Annotated in this window: 21 protein-coding genes; 4 read left to right on the forward strand and 17 right to left on the reverse strand. The window is 43.9% G+C overall.

What is annotated here, in order from left to right; genetic code table 11:
* Positions 1-75 precede the first annotated feature (75 nt).
* Positions 76-1239, reverse strand: a complete 1164-nt coding sequence (gene degS, locus NYE36_RS18075) for a two-component sensor histidine kinase DegS (protein WP_007407484.1) — start codon at positions 1237-1239, stop codon at positions 76-78.
* Positions 1240-1461: 222 nt separating this feature from the next.
* On the opposite strand from degS, the gene NYE36_RS18080 reads away from it, so the two are divergent.
* On the forward strand, positions 1462-2109 hold the full coding sequence (locus tag NYE36_RS18080) for a YigZ family protein (RefSeq protein ID WP_003151384.1): 648 nt from the start codon (positions 1462-1464) through the stop codon (positions 2107-2109).
* Between the two features lie 4 nt (positions 2110-2113).
* The gene (locus tag NYE36_RS18085; RefSeq protein WP_015418337.1) at positions 2114-3328 is read left to right on the forward strand and encodes an LCP family protein; all 1215 of its coding nucleotides are present in this window, start codon (positions 2114-2116) and stop codon (positions 3326-3328) included.
* Positions 3329-3417: 89 nt separating this feature from the next.
* Here NYE36_RS18085 and NYE36_RS18090 read toward each other — a convergent pair whose 3' ends face one another.
* The 12 genes from NYE36_RS18090 to NYE36_RS18145 form a co-directional block, all read right to left on the reverse strand.
* The gene (locus tag NYE36_RS18090; RefSeq protein ID WP_003151382.1) at positions 3418-4494 is read right to left on the reverse strand and encodes an MraY family glycosyltransferase; all 1077 of its coding nucleotides are present in this window, start codon (positions 4492-4494) and stop codon (positions 3418-3420) included.
* A 132-nt stretch (positions 4495-4626) separates the two neighbouring features.
* Positions 4627-5823, reverse strand: coding sequence for a glycosyltransferase (locus NYE36_RS18095; protein ID WP_265451074.1), 1197 nt, complete (start codon positions 5821-5823; stop codon positions 4627-4629).
* A 19-nt stretch (positions 5824-5842) separates the two neighbouring features.
* Positions 5843-6601, reverse strand: coding sequence for a glycosyltransferase family 2 protein (locus NYE36_RS18100; protein ID WP_045209026.1), 759 nt, complete (start codon positions 6599-6601; stop codon positions 5843-5845).
* Positions 6602-6624: 23 nt separating this feature from the next.
* Positions 6625-7305 carry a hypothetical protein gene (locus tag NYE36_RS18105; RefSeq protein ID WP_144665045.1) on the reverse strand — a complete coding sequence of 227 codons (681 nt, stop codon included), beginning with the start codon at positions 7303-7305 and terminating at the stop codon, positions 6625-6627.
* Positions 7302-8789, reverse strand: a complete 1488-nt coding sequence (locus NYE36_RS18110; RefSeq protein ID WP_032867086.1) for an O-antigen ligase family protein — start codon at positions 8787-8789, stop codon at positions 7302-7304. Before NYE36_RS18110 ends, NYE36_RS18105 begins: the two co-directional genes overlap by 4 nt.
* 67 nt (positions 8790-8856) lie before the next feature.
* Positions 8857-10197, reverse strand: coding sequence for a UDP-glucose/GDP-mannose dehydrogenase family protein (locus NYE36_RS18115; RefSeq protein WP_265451075.1), 1341 nt, complete (start codon positions 10195-10197; stop codon positions 8857-8859).
* 4 nt (positions 10198-10201) lie between these two features.
* The gene (locus NYE36_RS18120) at positions 10202-11398 is read right to left on the reverse strand and encodes a glycosyltransferase family 4 protein (protein WP_265451076.1); all 1197 of its coding nucleotides are present in this window, start codon (positions 11396-11398) and stop codon (positions 10202-10204) included.
* Positions 11395-12843 carry an MOP flippase family protein gene (locus NYE36_RS18125; RefSeq protein WP_327997527.1) on the reverse strand — a complete coding sequence of 483 codons (1449 nt, stop codon included), beginning with the start codon at positions 12841-12843 and terminating at the stop codon, positions 11395-11397. The genes NYE36_RS18120 and NYE36_RS18125 overlap by 4 nt, the downstream gene beginning before the upstream one ends.
* Before the next feature lie 36 nt (positions 12844-12879).
* Positions 12880-13539, reverse strand: coding sequence for an exopolysaccharide biosynthesis polyprenyl glycosylphosphotransferase (locus NYE36_RS18130; RefSeq protein ID WP_003151373.1), 660 nt, complete (start codon positions 13537-13539; stop codon positions 12880-12882).
* Positions 13540-13778: 239 nt separating this feature from the next.
* Entirely contained in the window at positions 13779-15269 is a 1491-nt protein-coding gene (locus NYE36_RS18135) for an N-acetylmuramoyl-L-alanine amidase (protein WP_053574018.1), read from the reverse strand.
* Positions 15270-15294: 25 nt separating this feature from the next.
* Positions 15295-17412 carry a SpoIID/LytB domain-containing protein gene (locus tag NYE36_RS18140; protein ID WP_251257240.1) on the reverse strand — a complete coding sequence of 706 codons (2118 nt, stop codon included), beginning with the start codon at positions 17410-17412 and terminating at the stop codon, positions 15295-15297.
* A 22-nt stretch (positions 17413-17434) separates the two neighbouring features.
* Positions 17435-17737 (reverse strand): membrane protein, encoded by a 303-nt coding sequence (locus NYE36_RS18145; protein WP_017418804.1) that lies wholly within the window; start codon positions 17735-17737, stop codon positions 17435-17437.
* Between the two features lie 178 nt (positions 17738-17915).
* Between NYE36_RS18145 and NYE36_RS18150 the strand changes: the two genes are divergently transcribed.
* On the forward strand, positions 17916-18836 hold the full coding sequence (locus tag NYE36_RS18150; protein WP_251257239.1) for a LytR family transcriptional regulator: 921 nt from the start codon (positions 17916-17918) through the stop codon (positions 18834-18836).
* A 51-nt stretch (positions 18837-18887) separates the two neighbouring features.
* Here NYE36_RS18150 and wecB read toward each other — a convergent pair whose 3' ends face one another.
* The gene (gene wecB / locus NYE36_RS18155; RefSeq protein ID WP_251257238.1) at positions 18888-20027 is read right to left on the reverse strand and encodes a UDP-N-acetylglucosamine 2-epimerase (non-hydrolyzing); all 1140 of its coding nucleotides are present in this window, start codon (positions 20025-20027) and stop codon (positions 18888-18890) included.
* A gap of 278 nt (positions 20028-20305) precedes the next feature.
* On the opposite strand from wecB, the gene galU reads away from it, so the two are divergent.
* Positions 20306-21184, forward strand: coding sequence for a UTP--glucose-1-phosphate uridylyltransferase GalU (galU, locus tag NYE36_RS18160; protein ID WP_015240700.1), 879 nt, complete (start codon positions 20306-20308; stop codon positions 21182-21184).
* A 34-nt stretch (positions 21185-21218) separates the two neighbouring features.
* Here galU and tagH read toward each other — a convergent pair whose 3' ends face one another.
* From tagH to NYE36_RS18175, 3 genes are all read right to left on the reverse strand, one after another.
* Positions 21219-22772, reverse strand: coding sequence for a teichoic acids export ABC transporter ATP-binding subunit TagH (tagH, locus tag NYE36_RS18165; protein WP_199022194.1), 1554 nt, complete (start codon positions 22770-22772; stop codon positions 21219-21221).
* A gap of 19 nt (positions 22773-22791) precedes the next feature.
* Positions 22792-23619, reverse strand: a complete 828-nt coding sequence (gene tagG, locus NYE36_RS18170; protein WP_017418800.1) for a teichoic acids export ABC transporter permease subunit TagG — start codon at positions 23617-23619, stop codon at positions 22792-22794.
* Between the two features lie 154 nt (positions 23620-23773).
* Complete coding sequence (locus NYE36_RS18175; protein WP_251257237.1) at positions 23774-25936, reverse strand: CDP-glycerol glycerophosphotransferase family protein; 2163 nt, start codon at positions 25934-25936, stop codon at positions 23774-23776.
* Positions 25937-25951: the final 15 nt, after the last annotated feature.

The following is a 25951-nucleotide window of genomic DNA, read 5'->3' on the forward strand; positions in this document are numbered from 1 at the left end:
CGCTACGCCTCCTTATCCTATTGTTCTATATACGCCGCTGTTCGGTCAATATGTCTTTTGGCTCTATTTAACAAATTATAGGCCGAGAGATAACGGAACCTTAATCATGATAAATGTCCCAAGACCTATTTTAGAGTCTATCGTTATCGTTCCTTCAAGCAGATCTACTCTTTCTTTCATTCCCAGCAAGCCGAATGATTTGTTTTTCTTTTGTTTAGCATCCTTAATATCAAAGCCTTTTCCGTTGTCCTTAATGATGAGAACGACAAAATCAGCGGTTACTTCCACTTTTACTGTAATTTCCTCTGATTCTGAATGCTTGAGTGCATTTGTGACGGCTTCCTGAGCGAGACGGAAAAGCGCCACTTCAAATTGCGGGGCAAGCCTTTGGTTCTCTGTGTCTCCGATACACTGAAAATGTATTTTCACCTTTCCGTTGTATTCTTCAGTTGTATAAAGATATTTTCTCAGTGTCGGAATCAGCCCGAGATCGTCCAATGCCATCGGTCTTAAATCATATATAATCCTTCTGACTTCGTAAAGGGCATTCCGCACATTCTGCCGCAGATTTCTGATTTCCTGAAATCCGTCCTCCGTGCCGCGGTCGCGGAAGATCCGTTCAATTAATTCCGATCTCATCATGACATTTGCCAGCATTTGCGCGGGACCGTCATGAATTTCTCTGGAAACTCTTTTTCTTTCTTCCTCTTGGGCTTCAATGATTCTTAAACCGAAATCTTGTTTAGCCTGCGCATCGGCAAGAAGAAGCCCTACTTGGCGAAGGTCTTGATTCAGGTAATTCAGAACGACGGTTATTTGGCTGACCAATGATTCTGACCGTTCAATGATTTCCTGAAGCCCCAAAAGCCGGCGTTCTAAATCATCTCTGCGCTCCCGCAGCTGCTTTTCACGCTGTTGGATCATCGTCAGTTCCACTTGAAGTTTGTGCGCCTTTTCATAGGCGTTGCGAATTTCTTCTTCGCTGAACTTATGGAAATTTCTGCTTACTTCAGACAAGCGGTTTCGTGCGTGCCGCGTATGAACTTCAAGTTTGTCGCCCAGCTCAATGACTTCGTAGACCTGCTGTTTGATCTGTTTGAGTTCTTCAACCAGCTGCTCATATTGCTGGCGCGACTGCTCTCCGATTTGAAAAACCTCGTCCTTGCTCCCGTCCACGGTTTTCAGCATTTTCATAAGTATAGAATCCAAAACTTTGGAGTCCATCTTCGATTTATTCATCTGTCTCCCTCCGTAACGGTGTTGTTATGTATTTTTATTATAAATGTAATTGAACTGCAATTTATGTCGAATTATAATGAAAGAATGCGTATATTCTAGAAAAAAACATTTTTATATAGTATCTTACTCTTTCATGATACCAAAATATGCGCAAAAATTCTAAAGTCTGTTCGAATTTGTAGAAACAAGTCTTTTAATGCTTGTCAGGAGGGTCCAGCAATCATGCTGCACAGCTATTTAACAGTTAAAGAAACGGGTGAACATGAGATTGTGATTGAAAAATCGCGTTTTATCTGTCACCTGAGCCGTGCTGCTTCTGAAGAGGAAGCGCAGGAATTTATACAAAAGATAAAAAAACAGCACTGGAATGCGACTCATAACTGCTCAGCTTATCTGATCGGCGAAACCGACCATATACAAAAGGCGAATGATGACGGAGAACCAAGCGGCACAGCCGGCGTCCCCATGCTGGAAGTACTGAAAAAACGCGGTCTGAAAGATACCTGCGCGGTGGTTACCCGGTATTTCGGCGGAATAAAGCTCGGTGCAGGCGGATTGATTCGTGCATATGGGAAGTCAGTGTCTGAAGGCTTAAATCATATAGGAGTTACGGAGCGGAAGCTGATGCGTATTATGCATACATCAGCGGATTATACGTGGCTCGGCAAGATAGAGAACGAACTGAGAGAATCAGTTTTTTTACTGAAAGATATCCATTATGCGGATCATGTCGAATTTGAAACGTACGTTGAAGAAAAAGACAAAGAAGCGTTTCTAAAATGGATGACAGAACTGACGAACGGCAAGAGTAAGAATACAGAGGGAGAACTGACGTATTTAGAAACAGACGTCAGCCCTAAAGGAGACTAATGTAATGGCTGAACGTGTAAGAGTGCGTGTTCGAAAGAAAAAGAAAAGCAAACGAAAGATCATATTCAAACGGATTTTGCTGCTGCTTACCCTCGTTTTGTTAGTCGCTGCCGGGTTTGGCGGATACAAAGTATACAAAACGATCAATGCGGCAGATAATGCATATGATGCCCTTTCCCGCGGAGACAAATCAAAATTACGGGATAAAGTCATCAATATGAAGAAAAAACCGTTCTCCATTTTGTTTATGGGGATCGAAAATTATGCCACCAGCGGAAAAGGCGGACGATCAGATTCTCTTATTGTCGTTACCCTTGATCCGAGAAATAAAACAATGAAAATGCTGAGTATTCCGCGTGATACGCGGGTGACGCTTGCCGGCGACACAACCGGTAAAAAATCAAAAATCAATGCGGCTTTTGCTAAGGGCGGAGCGGATGAAACCGTCTCAACCGTCGAAGACTTATTAGGCATACCGATTGATAAGTATGTCACTGTCGACTTCAATGGCTTTAAGGATGTTATTGATGAAGTAGGCGGGGTCGATGTAAAAGTGCCGTTTGACTTCGACGAGATGAGTGACGTCAGTAAAAAGAAACGGATCTATTTCAAGAAAGGAAACATGCATTTGAACGGTGAGCAGGCTTTGGCTTACGCGCGGATGAGAAAACAGGATAAGCGCGGAGACTTCGGCCGGAATGACCGCCAAAAGCAAATCTTAAACGCACTGATCGACCAAATGTCCAGAGCTGGAAATATTGCTAAAATTGATAAAATCGCTGAAACAGCGAGCAATAACGTCCAAACGAATATCCGAATCACTGAAGGACTCGCTCTTCAGCAGATTTACAGCGGCTTTACCAGCAAAAAGGTTGATACACTGACCATAACAGGATCAGATTTATATTTAGGCGGAACCGCAACTACGCGCGGAACATATTATTTCCAGCCGGATCCAACCAATCTCGAAAAAATACGGCAGGAATTGCAGAAACATCTGGATTACCCGTCCGGAAACAGCACGGCATCCGATCCTGCTTCTGACAGCACCGGAACGGACAGTACGACTGATTCGACTTCCGACAGCACGGGAACAGGCGGTACGGCTGATTCGCCTTCCGGCAGCACAGGAACAAGCGGCACGACCGATTCAACCAGCGGTACTGCAGGTGAAAACGGTACGGGCAGCACACAGTCCGGCGGCACAACAGGCTATTAAGAGTAAACCCGATCCTTTGAGCAGGATCGGGTTTTTCTATATAATAAGAGAATAGCAAAAAAGCAGACCATTCGCATGATCTGCTCTTTTTAATTTTTCTTTACCAATCTCTTGTAAAACTTGGTAAATGGTTTAAATTGTTCATTTACTAACCCTGTGACCTCTGCTATGATTTGCATAAATACAATCAATACAAAAATAATAAACAGCGAAAGCCATATGGTCGCGCTTTTCAGCAGGATGGCACTGACGCTGAAAATAAAGCCGATTAAATAGATGATAATGACAGCCGTACGGTGTGACAGCCCGAAGGCCATCAGCCGGTGGTGTATATGTGACTTATCAGGCGCTGAGATCGGCTGTTTGTTTAAAATCCGCCTGATGACGGCGAATGTCGTATCAAAAATCGGCACGCCCAAAATGATGATCGGAATGATGATACTGAATAAAGTAACACTTTTATAAAGACCTAATAATGAGAGTACTGAGATGACGTATCCGAGAAAGAGCGATCCGGTATCTCCCATAAATATCTTTGCCGGATGAAAATTATAAAATAAAAATCCGAGTGTGCTTCCTATCACGACAAGTGAAAGTGACAGAATAAGGATTTTCCCTCCGGATAACGCCATAACGGCGATAGTGGAGAGTCCGATGACCGACAGGCCGGCAGCGAGTCCGTCCAAACCGTCAATCAGGTTCATCGCGTTCGTAATACCGACGATCCATAACACAGTCAGCGGGTAAGCGACCCATCCCAATTCTAAACGTTCCGTTAAAAACGGTACGGAGAAAAAGTCCATTTTCAGTCCCGTGCTCACAATCATAATGGCCACGGCCAGCTGGACGAAAAACTTTACCTTTGCGCTTAATTGGTATTTATCATCAAGGATTCCTAAAATAACAATAATAAACGCACCCACTGTAATGGCGGTCATTTTCGTTTCATTATATATGCCGGCCGCGAGAACACCCGCCGCTACGCCGATAAAGATGGCCAGGCCGCCCATACGGGGCATTATTTTATCATGTACTTTTCGGTTGCTGGGCTGGTCAACTGCACCTATTTTGATCGCAATTTTTTTTACGATAGGAGTTAGGATTAAAACCGTTAGCAGAGAGACAAAAAACGCAACAACTATGCGAAACATGCGTTCGTCAAGCATAAAGAAGTCTCCTTTGGAATTATATGAAGTCTTTTCTGATATTGAACCGTTCCTTCCATTATAATTCTTACTAGTTATTATAACAAGCATCATCAAAAAGAAACACGCAAATCAAAAAATGCGCTTTCCCTTTTAATGGGATTGCGCATTTTTCAATATACCCGTGCATTCGAGCATTCGGCCGAATAAAACATTCCAATCCCGTCTCCGGGCCAATTCACGGCGCAAAGCCTCATATGATCCGCTGCGGTCCGCTGCCAGAAGCGCGTCGCAGGCCGCGATGAAATCTGCGGGGTCACTGCCTTCAACGTATTCATAGACGAAAGGCCTTTTGATTTTTGACGTAGAAGAAAGGTTGCAGCCGACAACCGGTTTGCCGGCGGCTAAAAATTCAAAAAGCTTAAGCGGAAATACCGCGTCATTATAAGGTGAATTTTTATACGGCATGATGCCGATGTCGACAAGCTGCATATAGGACGGCACTTCATTCGGCGCGGCAGGTCCCGTCCAGATGACATTCGGACGCTCCAGAAGCGACTTGAAATCCGGATCGTCCTGAGCCGTGTTCGGGCCTATCAATAAAATCGTCCAGTCAGGCCTCACATCTGCCGTTTCCGCCATAAGCGCAAAATCGAGCTTCGGCTTGATTCCGCCGATAAAACCGAGAACCGTTCCGTTCCGTCCCCGTAAAATGTCTTCATCCGGCTGTTTATTTTCCCGTGAAAACAGGTCATATTCCACTCCGTTTTCAATGGTGAACACTTTCTGGTGCGGGTTCTCCAGCTTTTTTCCGACCTCCCGGTGCAGACAGTCAGATGTACACGTAATGGAATCGGCACGCTGAATGATTCTCATTTCCGCCTGTTTAATGATGTTTCTTCTAACATTTGACAGCACCCCGGACCGGCCGCTGATCGGAGCGGCCCACAGATCACTGCAATCATAAATCACTTCATCCCAAGGAAACAGATCTGCCAGAAGCGGAAAACCGGGGAAGGTGTACCATAAGCAGCAGCGGGCCCCTTCTCCTTCTTCCTTCAGCATGTTCACCAATGGTGAAAGCTTATGCCTGTAGCACATGTCTGTATACCTGCCGAAGCGGAAAGCTTTTTGCCGCATGAGATCCTTTACAGTGAACTGCCGGATTCCCTCGGCGATCCCGGCCATTTGACCATCATTGGCTCGCGGAGACGGGCATACCCAAATGACGCTTTTCGTTTCTTTTTGCCGGGCGAGAAATTCAGCCAGCCGGTGCCGTCTGTATCTCAGCCGGTCATGCCCCCATTCCGCCGCTCCGACGATTACGTGAATAATCGGTTCCACCTTCATCACCCAGCTCCTCTGACGCCTACAGTCTTTTCATGACCGCGTTTTTCGCATATTGCATAAAACACCACGAAGCCTTGATAAAATGCAGGCGCTCAATTTCTCTATAAACAAACCACGTTTTTTTTGCGGCTTTCCACTTGTTGCTTGAAATCGAATTCTGCACAAGCCTGTATTCTGAAAGGCACTCATTCAGGCCGTAAGCCGTAAATCCCCTTTTCAGCAGGGAAAGCCATGTCGCTAAATCCTGCCGCGTTCTGATATCAGGCATTTGAATCTGCCCCGTCTGCTCTCTGTCAATCATGACCGTTAAACATCCGATAATCGTGTTTTTTAAAGCTTCATCATATGACAGGCTTTCAGGGGCTTGAATCGTTTTGTCCGTCGGCGTTCCGTCCTGCTCCATGACGCTGTAGCCCGTAAATGAAAAAGCGCAGGACCGCTCTGCCATAAACGCAAGCTGTTTTTGAAGCTTTTCCTTTTTCCATCTGTCATCGCTGTCCAGAAATGCGACATAACGGCCCTTGGCATGTTTAAGGGCTGTATTTCTGGCAGCTGCGGCTCCCCCGTTTTTATCTAAATAAACGACGCGGATCCGCTCATCCTTTTGTTCATATTGCCGTAAAATATCTCTCGTTCCGTCCGTTGAACAATCATCCGCGATAATCATTTCCCAATGCGGGTGGCTTTGATGTAAAACAGACTGAATCGTGTCTTCGATATATTCACTTGCATTATAAGACGGTGTAATGACAGATACGAAAGGTTTCCAGTTTGTCATGGTCACATCTCCATCGCAGATTTTTACAAGGACTCTCTAAAAAACTCAGGAATGACAATGAACATAAATGCAACTGCAATGCCGATGAAAACGCCCAGAACCGCTTTCCTTTTCGGCGGCATGCCTTCTCCCGCCGTTTCATTCATCGGCTCTGAATTGATGATGCCGGCCGCTTTCAGGTTCAGCTGCGTATTTTTCAATTCGTATAAAAATCGTTCCTTATCCACTTTGGCGTCCGCGCTGACGGTTTCTCCTTCAAGCGCAGCAATACTCTGCCGCACTACTTTTGCCCGTTTTTCAAACAGGTCCTGATCATTCTTCAGAAAAGTTTTTATGACGGCTTGAAACACCGATTCGGTCTCCTGTTTGTTTTGGCCGCTGTAGCTGACCGTGATCAATGAATCTGATTGTGTTTCGACAGTCAGTTTACTTTTCACGGCCGCTCTTTCTTCGTCTGTTTTATCAGGCAAAGCCTGCTTTAAAAAGGCATCGCTCGTCAAAAGGAGCGGGATTTCTTTTGTATTGTTATAAAGCGGATGATCATAATTTCCCGCGGCGATCGCGGCTTCTGATGTAAAACTGCTGCTCCCGCTGATTTTTGACGGCAATACATATCCCGCCGCCCCTAACACAACGGGCAGCGCAATGATCCAAATAATATTCTTTTTGATACGCCGGGTTATTCTTGTCAACATATCCTTCATCTCGCATCTCCCTGTTTTTCATAGTACGCCGTGACGGCAGGCTCCTTTTGTAACCGCCTCAATATATTGACCGCCGCGATCACGAGCGAGAGAAATACCCAGTGGAAAAATAAATTTGATACGGAGCTTGGGCTGATGCTGCTTACCAAAAAACCGGCCATCGCCGTGATAAGTCCTTCTGTGATCAGTCTTGACTGATTTTCCGATTTTCTTTCATGACATTTATAAAGTGTCCAAAAAAGGAACAAATAGACTGTCAGGTAACCGAGCATCGTAAGCACGCCGAAGTTCGCCATAATCTCGACGAGCCAGTTGTGCACCTCAACTACGCCGCCCGTATCATAAACGGGCTCCGCTTTTAAATAGTAAGAGACGTTTCCGGCACCCACTCCAAACCCCCAGGAATCAATCACATAGTGAAAGGCGTTTTTTAAAAGATTCGCCCTCGCGAGGTTGGAAGGAAGCGGTTGCTGTCCCGGCATCGCCTGCGGAGCTGAAAACAGATTCAAGACGGCGTTGGTGATACGGCCCGCAAATAAAACCGCAAACAGCGCTGCACCCGCTCCCGCTGCGTACAACGCGAGCTTTTTCAACAGGGAAGGCAGCAGAATGAAGACGTATACAGCCGCCCCCGCGCATATGCCCAGCAGACTCGCGCGCGAACCGGTCAAAATGATTAAATACAAAGCGCTGATCGCAAAGAGCAGGCTGACGGCCTTCACATAGCCGTTTTTCATATTTTTCACCGCCGCCGCATACAGAAAGAAACTGATGCACAAAAACGTCGCGAAATCATTTTGATTAAAGAAAACGGACGTCGGATAATGCTGTTTGTACTGCGGGCCGTTATAAAGCGTGGAGCTCGGCAGATGGTGGTGTGTAAAATGGTTGTAAAAGCCGATCGCCATCACAAAAATGGTCATCACAAGCCATATGCCGTAAAAAACCATCAGCTGATCAAAGCGCTGAATGAACATGACAATAAGATAAATCAGAAACATGCCCATTCCCATTAAAGCTAAATATTTAATCCCGTACGTCACGGATTTTGCCCACAATAACGATAGGAGACCGTATGTAAACCATAAGGCGAAAAACATCAGAACCCCTTTTACATTCACCCGATTCCATCTGTCAATATGATGACGGTTTGTCAGGATGCCGGCGACGTGAAGGGCGCCTGCTCCGATTAATAACAGCCGGTATATAAATAAGCTGAAAAATCCGAGATGGACCGCAAAGAAGGCCTGGTTTAAAAATGTACACGCGATCAGTATATAAATGAGCCCCATAAACATCTGACCGTTTGTTGTAAAGGCGGATAGCAAAGCAAGTCCGGCAAAGCCGATCATGGCGGCAAACAGCAGCACGGTGATTTTTCCGAAACCGGCATCCGCCCTGACCGCCTCCAGCATGATGAATCCTCCTGTAATGAGAGCGGCAAGCAGCACAAGAACATGTGCCGCTGAACGTTTGATACTCACATGGCAAACCCCTTTCCAAAACCGGCAGCCGAGCCGGGCTGCCGAGAGCCTGAAGACAAATCTTTTTCTATCTTGCCAGTTCTTTTATTTGCCGATCGGCATGAACCGCCGGACGTCCGACGGAATGATAAGTGAATCCTGAAACCCTCATATACTCCAGCGGAAACATATTTCTGCCGTCAATGATGACCGGCTGTTTGAGCAGCTGCTTCACTCTCTGAAGATCCATCTCCTTGACTTCCGGCCAATCTGTTGTAATCAGGCATGCGTCCGCGTTTTTGATGGCACTGTACAGCTCTGTGTGATATTCAATGCCGCCGTCTCCTAATATCGCTGACGCTTCGGGAATCGCGATCGGATCATACGCTTTCACGTGAGCGCCCTGCTCTTTAAGGCTTGTGATGATATCAAGAGCCGGGGCAGAGCGGACGTCATTTGTGTGCGGTTTAAAGGCCAGCCCCAGTACGGCCACGGTTTTCCCTTTTAAGGGACCGATGGCGCGGTTCAATTTTTCCGTAATACGGACCCGCTGCTTCTGATTGGTTTCAATGACGGCTTCCATCATTTGAAACGGATAGCCGGCGGCGTTTGCGATATGCAATAAAGCCGTTGTATCCTTCGGAAAGCAGGATCCGCCGAATCCGATGCCCGCCTGGAGAAATTTATTCCCGATCCGGCTGTCAAGACCGACGCCTTCTGACACGTGGGAAATGTCCGCCCCGACACGTTCGCAAATATTGGCGATATCGTTAATAAAAGATATTTTGGCGGCTAAAAAAGCATTTGCGGCATACTTAATCATTTCCGCGCTTTCAAGATTGGTCTTTACGATCTTCGTACGGAACGGCTTATGAAGCTCTTCAATGACCGAAGCGGCATGTTCGCTTGTGGCGCCGATGACCGCCCGCTCCATCTGCATCGTATCCCGCACCGCCGAACCTTCGCGGAGGAATTCAGGATTTGACGCGACATCAAACGGATATTTTCCCTTTGACGCTTCGCTGACAATTTGGTAAACGAGCTTTCCTGTCCCGACCGGAACAGTGCTTTTGGTGACAATGATTTTGTATCCGTTCAGCTGTTCTCCGATTGTTTGCGCCGCTGCCTTAATGTAGGTCAGATCGGCTTCACCCGTCTTTGACATCGGCGTACCGACGGCGATATAGATGATATCAGCGGCTTTCACAGCCGGCTCGATTTCGGCTGTAAAGGATAACCGTCCGGTACTGACATTTTTTTCAGCTAATTCCTCAAGCCCCGGTTCATATATCGGGATGACTCCGTTTTTCAAGCTTCTGATTTTCGCTTCATTGATGTCACAGCAAGTCACATGATGGCCGATTTCCGCAAAACAAGTTCCAGATACAAGACCTACATACCCTGTTCCTAATACAGCGATTTTTTTCACAGCTTCATCCCTCTTTCGAAAGGTTCTCCTCTTGCCCGGCCCGGTTCATTACGGATCGGTATTTCTCTTTCAGCGCTTTCGCGTTTTGGCTTGCGTCAAAATACGTGCGGACGGTTTGATAAAGTTCCTCGGCTGTTTGCGGCGTCCAAGCCTCTCCTTCGTCATATTGCAGAATCGATTCTGCCAGCGTCTCAGGTGAACCCGGCTTGATCAGCAACCCCCGGTGTTTCCCGAATAAAGAAGCCAATCCTCCGACATCGGTGCAGATCACCGGCACCTTCAGAGCGAGCGCCTCAATGACCACAGTCGGCATGCCTTCGCTGTAGGACGGCAGCGCCATTACATCCGAAGCCAGCAGATAGTCCTGTACCTTGTCGTTCGGCACTTGCCCCGTGACGATATGAGCGGCTTCACGCAATGAAGATGCGGCGGGACCGTCACCGACAAAGACGGCTTCATATCTTTCATCCAATGATTGAACGGCTTTTGATAAGTCGAAAACACCTTTCTCTTTGACAAGCCTGCCGATGAACACGATCAGTTTTTTATCCGGAGGAAGGCCGAGCCGTTTTCTGACGGCTTCTTTCGTCTCGTTCCTTTTTCGAAAGGCGTCAAGCGTGATGCCGATCGGAAGCACGGTGCACTCCGCTTCGATAAGCTTTTTCATTTGTTCCCGCAGACTGCCGCTCACAGCGTAAATATCGGCTGCTTCCCGCACCGCAAATGTAAATGCGCGATGAGCGCTTTTGCTGTAATGCGGATAGACATTGACATCACTGCCATGCAAGGTCAGCACATACGGAATGCCTAAAGCCTTTGACACAATGGCGGCCGCTCCGCCTGACGGCATGGCGAAATGCGCGTGAATCAAATCGGGCTTCAGGCCATGATTTTTAATTTCGGAAAGAATGGATTCCGCCATTCTTTTATGCGGCTGCGCCCATTTCAGCTGCCCGGGAACCGCCTGATAAAACGGCCGGTGGACGGACACGCCTTTCCGCCATTCATGCGCCGGCCTGATATCCTTTTTCCGATATGTCTTTTTCAGCACCCGGAATGGCGCGGCGAGTTTCGGCCGCGGACAAATGACGGTCATCTCCGCGCCAAGCTTTCTCAGTTCTTGGGCCTGCGTCTCATGAAAAACGCCTTCTCCCGGCTTCTCACTGCTCGGATAGACACTTGTCATCCACAATACCTTCATAGCAAACGTCCTTTTCTTAATTTACTTTTCATATGCGGATAAGCTTTTCCTAACAGGAATAAATAACACAACGCGCCGCAGGCTACGGAGATCGCCAGCCGCAGCTTGACATCAAGGCTGATCCGCTCCGTGCCGAAGCTGGCTGTAAAAGCGATGACACCCATTGCCGCCGTAAGCAGAAACGGTTTGGCCACGGCTTTGAAGTAAGCCGACAGCCGCAGCTTAATGACATATACCAACAGCCAGCGCCCGATCAGGAAATTCAGGATGCTGATGAAAGCGTAAGTCCAGGCTACCGTCAAGAGATTTCCGGACAGCACGGCGGCGTACAAAGATGCACCATACAGCAGCATCACCCCGGCGTCCCAATAAAACGCCAGATCGGCCCGCCCTTTTGCGAGCAGCACAGATCCGTTCGGATTCATCAGGACCCTTAAAATCCCGACGATGGCGAGAACGTTTAAAACCGGGACAGCCGCCAGCCATTTTTCTCCGAATACCGAAGCCACGAATGCATCCGACACTGAAACCAAACCGAGCAAAAGCGGAAAGGATATCAGCGCGAGTATTTTGGTCATATTGAGAAATCCTTCTCTGATAACGCTGTTTTCATGCTTGTTTTTCGCAAAGACGGGAAACGCGACTCTCGTAATGATCGGATTAATTTTTAATACCGGAAGCGTGACAATCTGGTAGGCCAGATTGTAAATGCCGAGCGCCTCAGCGCCGATAAAACTGCCGATCAGAATCATATCAATATTCGCTCCGAGCCGGTTCACAAGCCGGGAAGACAGCTGAAAGGCCCCGAAAGAAAAGAAGCCTTTCATTCCTTTCAGATCAAAAACCAACGCCGGTCTCCATGTTTTTCTGCAGGCCATCCAGTACAGAATCCCTTTCGACGATTGCAGCAGCACCTGAGAAATCACATAGGCGAGAATCGGGTCCGTATAAAAAACCGCGGCCGCCAAATACACGAAGGACAGCACATTTGAAAAGATTTCAATCTTGCTTAACGTGTTAAATGCCAGCGCTTTTTGCAGCATATACTGGTATTGCTGACCGATCGGCGCGATTAAAAACATGACGGCCAGCACGCGGATTAAATAGACAAGCTCCTCCCGCCGATAAAAATCGGCGATGAGCGGACTGCTGAAAAACAGCAGCGCAAACAGCGCAAGCCCCGTTATGATATTCAGCCAGTACAAGGAAGACATCTGTTTATCAGTCACATGATCTTTTTGAATGAGCGCGGCGCCAAAACCCATATCCAGCGCAATTTGGGCAAACACCACTACCGTTGTGATCATGCCGACAAGGCCGAATTCAGCCAGTGACATGACCCGCCCGAGCAGGGCGAATTGGACGATTTGAATGACCGTAATACACGCTGTCGAAATACTTGTCCATTTGGCGCCGCTCAAGATTTGATTTGTAATACTAGGCATCGTTTTCCCTACTTTTTTGTCTGCTGACCAGAATTTTTATCGCGCCCCGTCACCGGTCCAGATCACTTTGCACGTTTTGAGCATAATCTTCAGTTCCAATGAAAAGGTCAGGTTGCGGATATAATATAAGTCAAACATTAGTTTTTCCCTCGGTGTCATGTCATATCCCCCGTTGACCTGCGCCCAGCCGCTTAATCCCGGCTTAACGGCCAGCCGCTCCGTAAACCCCGGAATCTCAGCCTGAAACTGTTCCGTAAACACGGGACGCTCGGGACGCGGGCCGATCAGGCTCATTTCTCCCCGAAGCACATTTACCAGCTGCGGCAGCTCATCAATACGGGTCCTTCTGATAAAAGCGCCGACCTTTGTCACGCGGGGATCCTTTTTCAGCGCCCAGACCGCCCCCGATTTTTCAGCATCTATTTTCATAGAGCGGAGCTTATACAAATAAAACGGCTTCCCGTCTTTGCCTACCCGCTCCTGCTTATAAAAAGCAGGGCCGGGCGACTCCAAACGAATCAGTATGGAGAACAGGCCCATCACCGGGAGCGCCGCCAAGAGCCCCGCAAGCGCAAACACAATGTCCATGAATCGCTTAAAAGCCAAATAACGGGCCGTTCTTTCCGTAACGGCAGCGGAAGTCCCCTGCCGCACTGCATAGTTATTATTTACATTCATGCTTTTCTCTGCTCCCACTGACACACACCTCACGATTTGTTGGGATGTTTGATGACCTATGCCGTGAGTTTAGCAGATGGATGTTAATTGGAAGTAAAGGAAGCGTTAATGTTTATTAGAATGTTTCGATTATTGTTTTTTTATTGTAAATCTATTCATATCCATAAACAGCGGTTACTATAATTGAAAAGGATCACAACGAAAAAGCCTGCCGATCAATTTTGACCAGCAGGCTCGTACACAAATATATAAAAGTTTTACTTATAATAAGACACGATTCCATCATTGATGGCTGCAGCTGCCTTTTCCTTATAGGATGCTTGCTTTAATTTACTTGCATCAGACGGATTCGTAATAAAAGCCGTCTCTACTAATACACTAGGCATTTTGGAATACTTAATGACATAGAACGGAGCTGTTTTAACCTCTCTGTCTCTTGTTTTTAATGCATTAACAACCCTAGGCTGAATTTGTCCTGCCAGGCGTTTGCTTGCAGCGGCTTGATATGTCTCATCATAGTAGGTCTCAGTTCCGTTTGCAGAAGTTGCATCATTTGCATTGCCGTGAACGCTGATAAATAAATCCGCTCCTGCGGTTGCACCTTTATTTACCCTTTCCTGCAAGGAATAAAATGTATCATTAGACCTCGTCATGACCGGCAGAGCACCTGAAGCATTTAATTTTGTATTCAGCCTTTTAGCGATATCAAGATTGACGTCTTTTTCTAAAATGCCGTTACCTATAGAACCGGAATCTTTTCCCCCATGACCCGGATCAATTAAAATTGTTTTTCCTGCTGCCGGATTTTTCAGCTGGTTTGCAACATTTGAGCTGACAGCCGGGGTATTCCCGATAATGGTAAAGCTGCTTAATTTTTTTCTCCCGATAAAGACTCTTGTTTCTTTTGAAAGATTGCTGCCGTTTGTCAGAATGATAGATTGTTTTTTCTTTGCAGCAAGAGCAGCACCCGCTATGGAGTCTGCATACCCGAAACCATTGCTGACGAATACATTGCCTGTCGGAAGATTTAATTGCTGAACTAGATTGGCCGCAAGTTCGTATCGATTGCTTCCGCTGATTCTTTTTGGAGAAGGGAGTTTTTTAAAGACAGAGGCATTTATGCTCCCGGTTCCCCCTGCTACAATAGAGCTTTTGATCCCCTTGCTTTTTATAGCTCCTGCTGTGGCACTGTTGATAGCTGTTTTATTCGTAAACAAAATTGGATATCCGTTCTTTGCGGCATATGGAATTGCAGCTATTGCGTCAGCATATAAAAATCCGTTTGCAATAACGGCTTTTGAGGCGGCAGGCATTTCCTTTGCTACTTTAGCTGCCGTATCATATCGGTTGCTTCCTGAAATTCTCTTAACACTGATGCCGAGCGCTTTGATTTGATTTGCTGTATTTGCTGACACAGCAGGCGTTCCGCCGACAATAATGACCGTTTTTGTTTTTAATTCTTTCAGACGGGTTTTCGTCTCTGATGACAAATTATCTTTGTTTGTGTAAAGCAGCGGCGCATTTTTCTGATATGCCATCGGGGCAGCAGATATAGCATCTGCATACGAACCTCCTCCGACGACAACAGCTGTACTCGCTGTTGAATACACCTGCTTGGAAAGCGCAGCAGCCGTACCGTACCTGTTGCTTCCCCCTACTCTTTTAACCGCGTTGTCAGCTAAGGCTGACGGGATAAATAAGATGAGTCCCAGCATAGAAATGATCAGGACTTTAAGATAAGAACGCAATTGCCTTCCTCCTGCTCTCGTTTATTTAATAGTCAGTCAATGTGGTGCCCGGATAATAAAATTTTAAAATTGAACTATATGAATCTCCTGAATCCGCTCTTGCCTTAGCGCCGTATTGGCTCATACCGATGCCGTGTCCATATCCCTTTCCGCTAATTGTAAAAGCAGAACTGTTTTGACTGACGGTCACATAAGTGCTTTTAAACACGGAGGCTCCGATCATCGTTCTCAGTTCAGTCACCGGCACAGTCATTGCAGATGTTTTATTTGCCTCGTAATTTCCATTGTTTTGTTTGACAGCGTAATTCACTTTCAAAGTTGCTGTTTTAGCCCGCTGTCCTTTAGTTGTTCCGCTGAATGTAAGATCTTCTATTTTTAAAATTTTAATGGCGGAAGCGCCTGTTTCCTTATTTTTCAGAATCCAATTTTTAATACCGCTCAGTTGAGCTGCATTTGTCTCATTCTTTGAAGCAAACCAAGAGGCCGGCTTATTTACATCAATTGAATCCGGATTGATTTGCTGCTTAGAAAGCGTCAGACTCCAGGCAGTTTGAGGATCTTTTGTGTCTTTTTTCGCAGTTAAATAAGGAACGCTTGAACCCCATACTTCGCCGCTTGATTCTGTATAACCGCCATTACTCGATGAATAAGCCGCCGTAATTAAATTCCCTTTGTAAGTCAGCACCTTATTTTTTGTCTGCTGCACCGCTTTCGTTGTATTGGCATTCCAGCTGTACCCGCCATATACTTGAAAAGCAGTAGTATCAGCAACAGTGCTCCCGGTCTTCGTAATTGAGTATGTTCTTGCCGCAACCGTTTGCGCCTTCAGCGCTTCAAGAGACCAGCTTGCAGGCATTTCATTCGGTACGACACCTTTTAAATAATCTTCAAAAGGAATGTTTTCATTTACAGGTCTGATATATTTGCCTGACTCTATTGAAAAATTAACCGTCCCCAAGTATTCTTTTCCATTCAAACTGATCCGGTTGGATTCAATGTACGTTTCCGGTTTTATTCTCAATGAATTCCCATATGTTTTAATATGATTAAGATTTAACTTTCCATTATTGATTTGTAAGTTGTATGTGCTTCCGCCGGCTAAGTAAAAATGGTTTGAAAGCTCATTTTCAACCCCGGCGGAAATGGAGCTTGTACTTCCGATAAAGTCGTATGCATACGACGCCTTCTCTTTTGTCACTGATTTAGCTGCTGAAGGAACATCATCTTGTTTGATATATAATATTTGGCTGTTTTTTTTGGCGGCTAAAGAAGCGCCAACCAGGACATCAGCATATTTCGTTCCATTAGTCATGACGACTTTATCAGCCTTCAACTTTAGCTGATTAATGATATTAGCAGTCAATTCATACCGTGTTGATCCGGGTATTCGCTGCACATTTGAAGTTTTTTTAATTTGATTTTCTACAGCATCACTCACGCTGAACGAACTCCCGATAATTATGACTTGCTTCGGAAGATCATAATCCGGCAATTTATCCTTTTCAGTCAGTAAAATGGGATAGCCGTTTGCAGCGGCATACGGAGCAATGGCTAAAGCGTCTTGAAAAACATTACCTGTTACAACAATTGCTTTATCGTAATTTCCCATTTGTTTTGCAATGTTTTCAGATAGAACATAACGGTTTTTCCCGCTGATTCTTTTCACAGCTCCATAAGACTTAAGCTTATTTTCAACGTCCTTTGAAATACTTTTAGCCCCGCCGATGACCAGAATATTATCGGGATTGAACTTAGCAATCTGTTTTTCTGTTGTTTTTGTCAAAGTGTCCGGCTGTGTAAATAACACCGGCGCATCCAATTTTTTTGCCAGAGGAATTACTGGTAATGCATCGATAAAAACATCACGATTGACGAGAATAACGGTTTTAGGATTCGTCCATTGGGAGTCAGATGCAAGAGCCGCCGTCTCATATCGGGATGCCCCCGAAAAGCGGTTGGTTACAGACACATGATCACCGGTAACCTGATAAAAACCGGTTGGAGATAAAGAAATGCTTGATTGATTTCCTATGTAATTTGTCAGCTTAACAGATATATTTGAATCTGCCGCAAAGGAAACCGCCGGTATAAGCAATATAACAACAGCTAGAGTCAGTCCTATTAAATGTTTGCAAGTTTTCAAGATTACAGCGTCCCCCTGTTCATTAATTTGCCGGTTCGATATCCTTCAGCATAAGCTGTCCCTTGCTATTTTTTTGATATTTTACTGTCACTTTGTCGCCATTATCCAAATTCTTAACATCGTCGGCTGATTCTTCAGTGATATCAAAACTTACCGGTTCATGATCCACAGTGACTTCTATTGTATGAGTATCCGCCAGTCCTACATAAGTGCCCTCTTTCGTTACCAGCTTTTCACCCGCATCCTCGCCCTGAGATTTTTCATTATTAACTCCGCACCCGGCGAGAAGCAGTATAAAGAACAAACATCCAAAAATTTTTTTCATTTTTTTCACCTCATTATGGATTATCGACAATATATTATCTATTTTAAAGAAAAATTAAGAAACATTGAAACTTTTTTCGATAACATTCGACTATATTAGGATTTATTGTATTCTATTATTAAATATTGCATTTACTGGGAGTTAAATTTCCAATTTAAAACAGATGGGGTGTATTGAGATGAGAAGTAAACGAAGAAAAAAGAAAAAGACTTTGTTACTGGTCTTTCTGACAATCATCGGCATTTTTATTTTAGTTTCCGGCGGCTTTACATACTACCTATGGCATAAAGCGGCATCAACCGTCGCAAGCATCCACGAAGACATTAACAAATCGAATAAACGCAGGACTGAGGTGAAAATAAATAAACACGAACCGTTCTCTGTCTTGATCATGGGAGTAGACGAACGTAAAAATGATAAAGGAAGGGCCGACTCGCTCATTTACCTTACAGTCAATCCAAAGACAAAAACAACGGAAATGGTCAGTATTCCGCGTGACACTTATACAAAAATTATAGGCAAGGGCACGATGGATAAAATCAATCATTCATATGCATTTGGCGGTACGCAAATGGCAGTAGATACTGTGGAGAATTTCTTGAACCTGCCTGTAGATTATTTCATTAAAGTAAACATGGAAAGCTTTAAAGATGTCGTTGACACTTTAGGAGGCATCACTGTCAACAGTACATTCGCTTTCAACTATGACGGTTATTCCTTCAGCAAAGGCAATATTTCATTAAACGGTGATGAAGCCCTCGCTTACTCACGAATGAGAAAAGAAGATCCTAAAGGGGATTTCGGGCGCCAAGACAGACAGCGGCAGATTATAGAGGGTATTATCAATAAAGGGGCAAGTATCTCTTCTGTCACGAAATTCGGAGATATGTTTAAAGTAGTAGAGAACAATGTAAAAACGAATTTAACCTTTGATGATATGTGGGATATTCAATCCGGCTATAAAGATGCCCGCAAGAAAGTGATTCAGCATGAGCTGAAGGGTGACGGCACCAAAATCAACGGAATTTACTATTATAAAGCAGATGAAAACGGTCTTGCTTCCATTACTAAAGAATTGAGAAGCAGCCTCAACCTTTAAACTAATGCAGAAAAAGCAGCTTCGCATACTTTATGCGGAGCTGCTTTTTTGTTACACTTCAAAAGAATCAGGATGCTCTGAACGCAGTCCGAATTGATAGAGCAGTCCCTCAGCAATCCTTCTTGACGCCATGCCATCTCCATAGGGATTAGATGCCCGCGACATTTTTTCATATTCCTGCTTGTCTGTCAGCAGCTGTTTTGCCATCTGATAAATCGTTTCTTCATCAGTACCGGCTAATTTCAGAGTGCCCGCCTCCACTCCTTCGGGCCGTTCAGTCGTATCGCGCAATACGAGAACCGGCTTTCCTAAGGAAGGAGCTTCCTCCTGAACGCCTCCTGAATCAGTTAAAATAAAATACGACCTTGACGCAAAATTGTGGAAATCAATCACTTCAAGAGGTTCAATTAAATGGACGCGCTCCGAATCACCAAAGTGCTTATCAGCAGCTTCACGTACAGCAGGATTCAGGTGTACCGGATAAACGACTTGCACATCACTGAATTCATCTGCGATCCGGCGGATGGCTTTAAACATATGTTCCATCGGCTGACCTAAATTTTCCCGGCGATGCGCCGTCAGTAAAATCATTCTGTCATTGCCGATTTTCTCAATAATGTTATGGGAATATTCAGAGTGAACCGTTGTATGCAAAGCATCAATCGCTGTATTTCCGGTAACAAAAATGGAGCTTTCTTTTTTATTCTCATTCAATAAATTTTGCTTCGCTTGCTGAGTCGGAGCAAAGTGGATATCAGCAATCGCTCCGGTCATTTGGCGGTTCAATTCTTCCGGAAAAGGTGAATATTTGTTGCCCGTCCGCAATCCGGCCTCCACGTGTCCGACTGCAATCTGGTGATAGAAAGCTGCAAGGCTTCCGGCAAAGGTTGTTGTCGTGTCACCATGAACAAGAACAATATCAGGTTTGATTTCCTTAAACAGGCCGTCCAGTTTTACCAGGGCGTTTGAAGTAATTTCAGCCAGCGTCTGCCGTTCTTTCATAATATTCAAATCAAATTCAGGCTTAATTTGAAATGCGTGAAGAACTTGATCCAGCATTTGTCTATGCTGGGCAGTCACAGTGACATATGATTCTATTTCAGGGCGTTTTTTTAATTCGAGCACAAGGGGCGCCATTTTTATCGCTTCAGGCCTTGTACCGAATACCGTCATGACTTTAAGTTTTTTCATATCTCTTTCTCCTGTATCAAGTTTGTGATCATTTTTCATTATCAACCCATTTTACACGATATGATCCGCCGGTTAAATATCTTGTATAATTTTTTCCCATAAATGAAAAAGGATATATCATTAAGGCTTTACGGATAAAACTTGTTTAATAATGGTTTATCTTATATCATTAAAAGTGTTAAAAATGAAATATCGGGTATACAGAAAATATCAGCAAGCCTGAGTCTGTATAGATATCTTAACTTATATTTAAGTGACGCTAAGGAAGGTGCTTTAAAGTGAAAAAAGTACGCAAAGCCATAATTCCCGCTGCAGGTTTAGGGACACGCTTTCTGCCGGCAACAAAAGCCATGCCGAAAGAGATGCTTCCGATTGTAGACAAACCAACGATTCAATACATAATTGAAGAAGCGGTTGAAGCGGGTATTGAAGACATTATTATTGTTACGGGAAAAAGCAAGAGAGCCATTGAAGACCATTTTGATTACTCACCAGAGCTGGAAAGAAACCTAGAAGAAAAAGGGAAAGTCGAACTCTTAGAAAAAGTCCGAAAAGCCTCTAATCTTGCTGACATTCATTATATCCGGCAAAAGGAGCCAAAAGGTCTTGGACATGCCGTTTGGTGCGCACGTAATTTTATCGGTGACGAGCCATTCGCCGTCCTTCTCGGAGATGATATCGTTCAAGCTGAAAAACCAGGGCTTCGCCAGCTGATGGATGAATATGAAAAAACACTTTCTTCTATTATAGGGGTTCAGCAAGTGCCTGAAGAAGAAACCCATCGTTACGGAATTATTGATCCGCTGACAAGTGAAGGCCGCAGATATCAGGTGAAGAACTTTGTTGAGAAGCCGGCTCAAGGGACTGCTCCGTCCAATCTGGCAATACTGGGACGTTATGTCTTCACTCCTGAAATCTTCATGTATCTTGAAGAACAGCAAATTGGTGCCGGAGGGGAAATTCAGCTTACAGACGCTATTCAAAAGCTGAATGAAATCCAGCGGGTTTTTGCTTACGATTTTGAGGGCAAAAGATATGATGTTGGTGAAAAACTAGGTTTTATTACCACTACATTAGAATTTGCGATGCAGGATCGTGAACTGCGTGATCACCTTATCCCTTTCATGGAAGACCTGTTAAGAAAAGATGAATTATAAGAAAAAAAGCTGTTGGATTTATTCCAACAGCTTTTTATTTTATAATGCAGGTTAAAGTTTGATTATCGTTATTGATAATAAAAGCGTATTTATCATTTGCCGCAATAAATTGCCGATCACTGCTGCCCTTTATAACATCTTTATTATTCAGGGATAGATCTGTCGGAGTAATAGCTGATATTCCTCTGAAAACAAGCTGCTCGGCCTTGCCATTATTCACTGCATAACTGACCTCGCCATTTTTAAGATATAGCGTCTCCCGGCCGTTCACTACTTCTTTCTGCAGCTCTTTCATTTCTTGCTGAATATCATTAACGCGCTCACCGAGATGTGACACAAGTTGATCAGTATCACCCTGCTTTACATACGGAGAAAAAGCGGATGCTTTCACATTTGAACTTTTTTCGTTATAGACCGCTGCATTTTCCGGGATATAGTACGTTTTATTATTGACCTCAATCTTTGCTGATTGCCTGTCTTCAGATACCACTTTCACCTGAGCACCGAACGGAATAAGGAAGTCCGCCTTTTTTTTCAGCTCTGTATCTTTATAGGCCTGCGTCTGGTCTTTTAATACGAAACCTTTTTTGTTCACCAATATCTGGTCTTTCCCCTTGTTAACATCATCTTGATATCCGATCTTACCGAAGGAAGCGATCGTACGAAGCGGGGCGCTGAAAAACATGGTTCCTGCCATAAACACAAGCAGTATTGATAAAATAGCAATTTGAATAGCATTGACTGCTGATCCGGATTTACTATTTTTCTTTTGTTCCTTCACAATTGCCTGCTGCTCAGGCGATTCTTTTTTACGTTCAGCAACCTGATCTTTCTTATATTTCTCTTTGTCTTTTTTGGAGAGTTTATTAAACCAATCGATAAATGCTTTGTACTCTTTGACGACGGTTTCAGTGTCGTCGAACATTCTTAATTCACCATAGTGCATCCAAGCCACACGGTCACACATTTTTTCAATCTGACCGATGGAATGACTCACAAAGAAAATGGTTTTTCCTCGTTCTTTAAATTCCTGGATCCGGTCAACACACTTCTGATAAAATGTCTGGTCTCCTACGGAGAGGGCTTCATCAATGATTAAAATATCCGGATCTATATGCACGGAAATAGCAAAACCAAGGCGGGACTTCATACCGCTTGAATAGTTTTTCACCGGCTGATTAATAAAATCACCGATCTCAGCAAACTCAACTATGCTTTCATACATCTCATCGATTTCTTTATTTGTCAGCCCCATCATTAAACATTTAAGTCTTATGTTATCCCGGCCCGTCAAAGCATTATTTAAACCGGCTGCAATCGCAATCAGCGACGGCTGGCCGTTCATTTCAATTTCACCGCTTGTCGGCGGTATCACTTTTGCAAGCAGATTGGACATCGTCGATTTACCCGATCCGTTAATTCCCACAAAGCCGATTGTCTCCCCTTCATATACATCAAAGGAGACATTTCGCACAGCGAAAAAACCGTTATCTTTAGCAGGGAAAAACAAACCTTTTATTTTGTCCGACTGTTTTTCATAAAGATGATACTGCTTTGAAACATTTCGAAACGAAACCTTTAGTTTCATCGTACAATCTCCTTACGTATTAAAGAAAGTCAATAAACTTATCTCTGAATTTCATGTGTAAAACAGAACCGACTGTTAACAAAAATAAGGTGAACAGCCAGAAATACAGTGTATATTTCACATCTTGAAAGAACCACTGACCATCTAATAAGCTGTTCCTGAAACCGTCAATTATATAAAAAAGCGGATTCAGCTTCAAGACAGGAACCAATTCCGGGTGAGCTGCCCCCAGCTTTGAGTTAATATCCCAAAAAACCGGCAGGAGGAAAAACAAAAGTCTTGTCACTGCCTGCAGAAGAAACTGATAGTCTCGGATCAGCACGCTGATTGTCGAATTAAACAAGCTGAACGAAAATAAGAAAGCCATCAGACAAACAAAATAATAAATATATTGAAGCCAATGAAGGCTCGGATAGATTCCGCTGGCGAGCAATGCAATGATATAGATCACCATCATAATTGCATAACTGAACAAATTAGAAGCGATGGCGACAGACGGCAAAGAACTGATTGGGAAATTCATTTTAGCAACCATTTTAATTCTTTTAAATACACTATTTGATCCGTCCAGTATTGTCGGGCTTATAAAAAACCACGGTATCAGACCTGCAAGCATCCACAGAATAAAAGGCACTTCTCCGGCACCTGTAGCCATCGGCCCCCCTTTTCTGATCCCCAATCCAAAAACAAACCAATAGGCGAGCATTTGAATAAGAGGATTTAAAAACTGCCATAAAACGCCTAAATAATTCATTTGATATTTAGACTTTGTTTCATAGGCCGCTAATCGCATGATTAAAGGAAATGATGTTACTTGCTCTTTTAGTATTTTCACTACAGCATTCATTTTAATCTTCCTTAGGTTGATTTGATTTTATAAAGCATCGCTGATAATTGTACCAGAAATCAAATTTTTTTTCACTTTCAAGCCGCATGCAAATGCTGCTAAAAGGTTTGTAAAGCATAATAGAAAAACCCCTTGATACAAAGGGGTTTTTCTATTATTCAGATTCAAACACAATCTTTACGACTTTCTCAGAAGAATGTCCTGACTCAAGGTAACAGAATTTGTCATAAAAAGGTTTGAATGAAACCGGGTGCTGATAATCCGGTGATGAAATATGTTTGATTGCCTCGATCGTTTCCTCTGTCGTTTTCACTAACGGACCAGGAGCATCTTTCTCAAAATCGAAATAAAACCCTCTGAGTTTATCCCGGTATGTTTCAATATCGGGAACAAAAAACAGCATCGGGCGTTTCAGATTTGCAAAATCGAAAAATACAGAAGAGTAATCGGTAATTAACAGATCTGAAATCATATACAATTCCCGAATATCTTCGTGTGCAGAAAAGTCGTAAGCAAACCCTTCAAACGGACCGAGGTCAAAATTTTCGGCCACAAGATAATGCATTCTCAGAATAACGAGATATTCATCCCCGAGCTCTTCCCTTAATTTATGCAGGTCTAAATCAAGGTCAAATTTATAACGGCCTTTAGCATAAAACTGGTCATCTCTCCATGTCGGCGCATAAAGAATGATTTTCTTATCCTCAGGCAGGTTTAACCTTCTTTTTATCGCTGTGATTGTCTCATTATTATTATCATTATGAAGAAAATCATTTCTCGGATAACCTGATTCAATCATAGTTTTATTGAATTGGAAGGCGCGCGCAAATATCTCAGACGAGTAGGCATTAGGGGAAATTAAATAATCCCAATTGGATGCCTCTTTAATAAAATTCTTTTTATATTTTTTCGTATTAGTACCCGGCATATGAACTTCTTCCATATCCATTGCAAGTCTTTTTAAAGGCGTGCCGTGCCATGTTTGAAGATAGGTTGTATGTTCCGGCTTTGGAATCCATAAAGGCAGACGGCTGTTGACGACCCAATATTCTGCCCGCGCCATAGCAAACAGCCACTTGATAGAAAGCCTGTTAATGTATTGAATGCCCTTCTCTTTAAAAGGCGCTGCATACTGTTTATTTACGCTCCAATACATTTTATATTCCGGATGATTGATTTGCATGTATTCATAAATGGCTCTCGGATTACAGCTGTATTGTTTGCCGTTAAAGCTTTCAAAAATAATGGTCTTGCTTTTAACAGGCATTTTGCTCGCCATTCTGAAAACAACTTTATAACCTTTCGTAATGAGGGAATTTCTGCGTTTTTTCAGTTTTTTCATTTTGGAAATGAAACGTTTTTTCTTCCCTTTTATGAAGTATCTCATCCTTGTTTTCAGGCTGTAGTCGTTCACACGGATACAAACAGTCTGCTTTTTCTTCTTTTTATATACCTCATACCTGACCGGTCCGCTGTCTTTATTCACAACGCTTATGAGGCCTTTCAGTTTATTTTTTCTGTCTCCGAGCACAAGCGGAGTGCTGCTGAGAACAATAGGTTCAGCTTCGTCGTTTTCACAATGAAACTCCATAAACATACGGTAGACAAATCGTTTTTCCAGAGAATAAGGAATATCTTTTAATGAAATTTTTATTTGGAAATCAAAAATTTCAGGGGTGAATGCATCTTCCCGAAGCTGTTCAATATTCTCCGTTTTTTTCGTCATTTCAATAGGGAAATGTTTTTCTACAGGGTCTTCTCCCCCTTTTTTAATGACAAATTGCAGGTTTTTAACTGAAAGCTGATTCTCCGAACTTAGATACCCTGCATACCCTGAAATTATAATCTCTTCTGCCTTCAGCTGAATCTCATCAAACTTCACAATCTTCGCTTCTCTTTTTACCTTTAAAGAGAAATTGCCCTTATCGGTTGTATAAGGTAAAATTAACAGCTCAGTCGTATGATCAAGGTGGTAGGCACGCTCAATCGCTTCAGCTTCCACAGATAAACGCACCTGCTTCGGCTGTTCTTCTTCCGCTGCCGGTTCCCCCAGTACCACATAAAAATCATAAGTCTGTCCCATTTCTAAAGGTTCAGGAAACGAGTGAATATTAATTGATGCACTGTATTGAGCCGGGCTCTCTTTCTCTAAAATAACAACATCCTCGGCTCCGGAACGCCGTTCTTTTAATTTTAAATAACATTTCACTTCCTCAGCTAACGGTTCTTCGCTTTCAAGTGAAATAGAGAGTGCCAGGTCTCCCACATTATTTTTTAAGCTTTTCAAAATACATTTGCTCACGGTATTTTCATCCATACTTATTTTCTGCTC

It is taken from the genome of Bacillus sp. FSL R5-0593, assembly GCF_038603755.1.
In the GTDB taxonomy this organism is placed as follows: domain Bacteria; phylum Bacillota; class Bacilli; order Bacillales; family Bacillaceae; genus Bacillus; species Bacillus velezensis.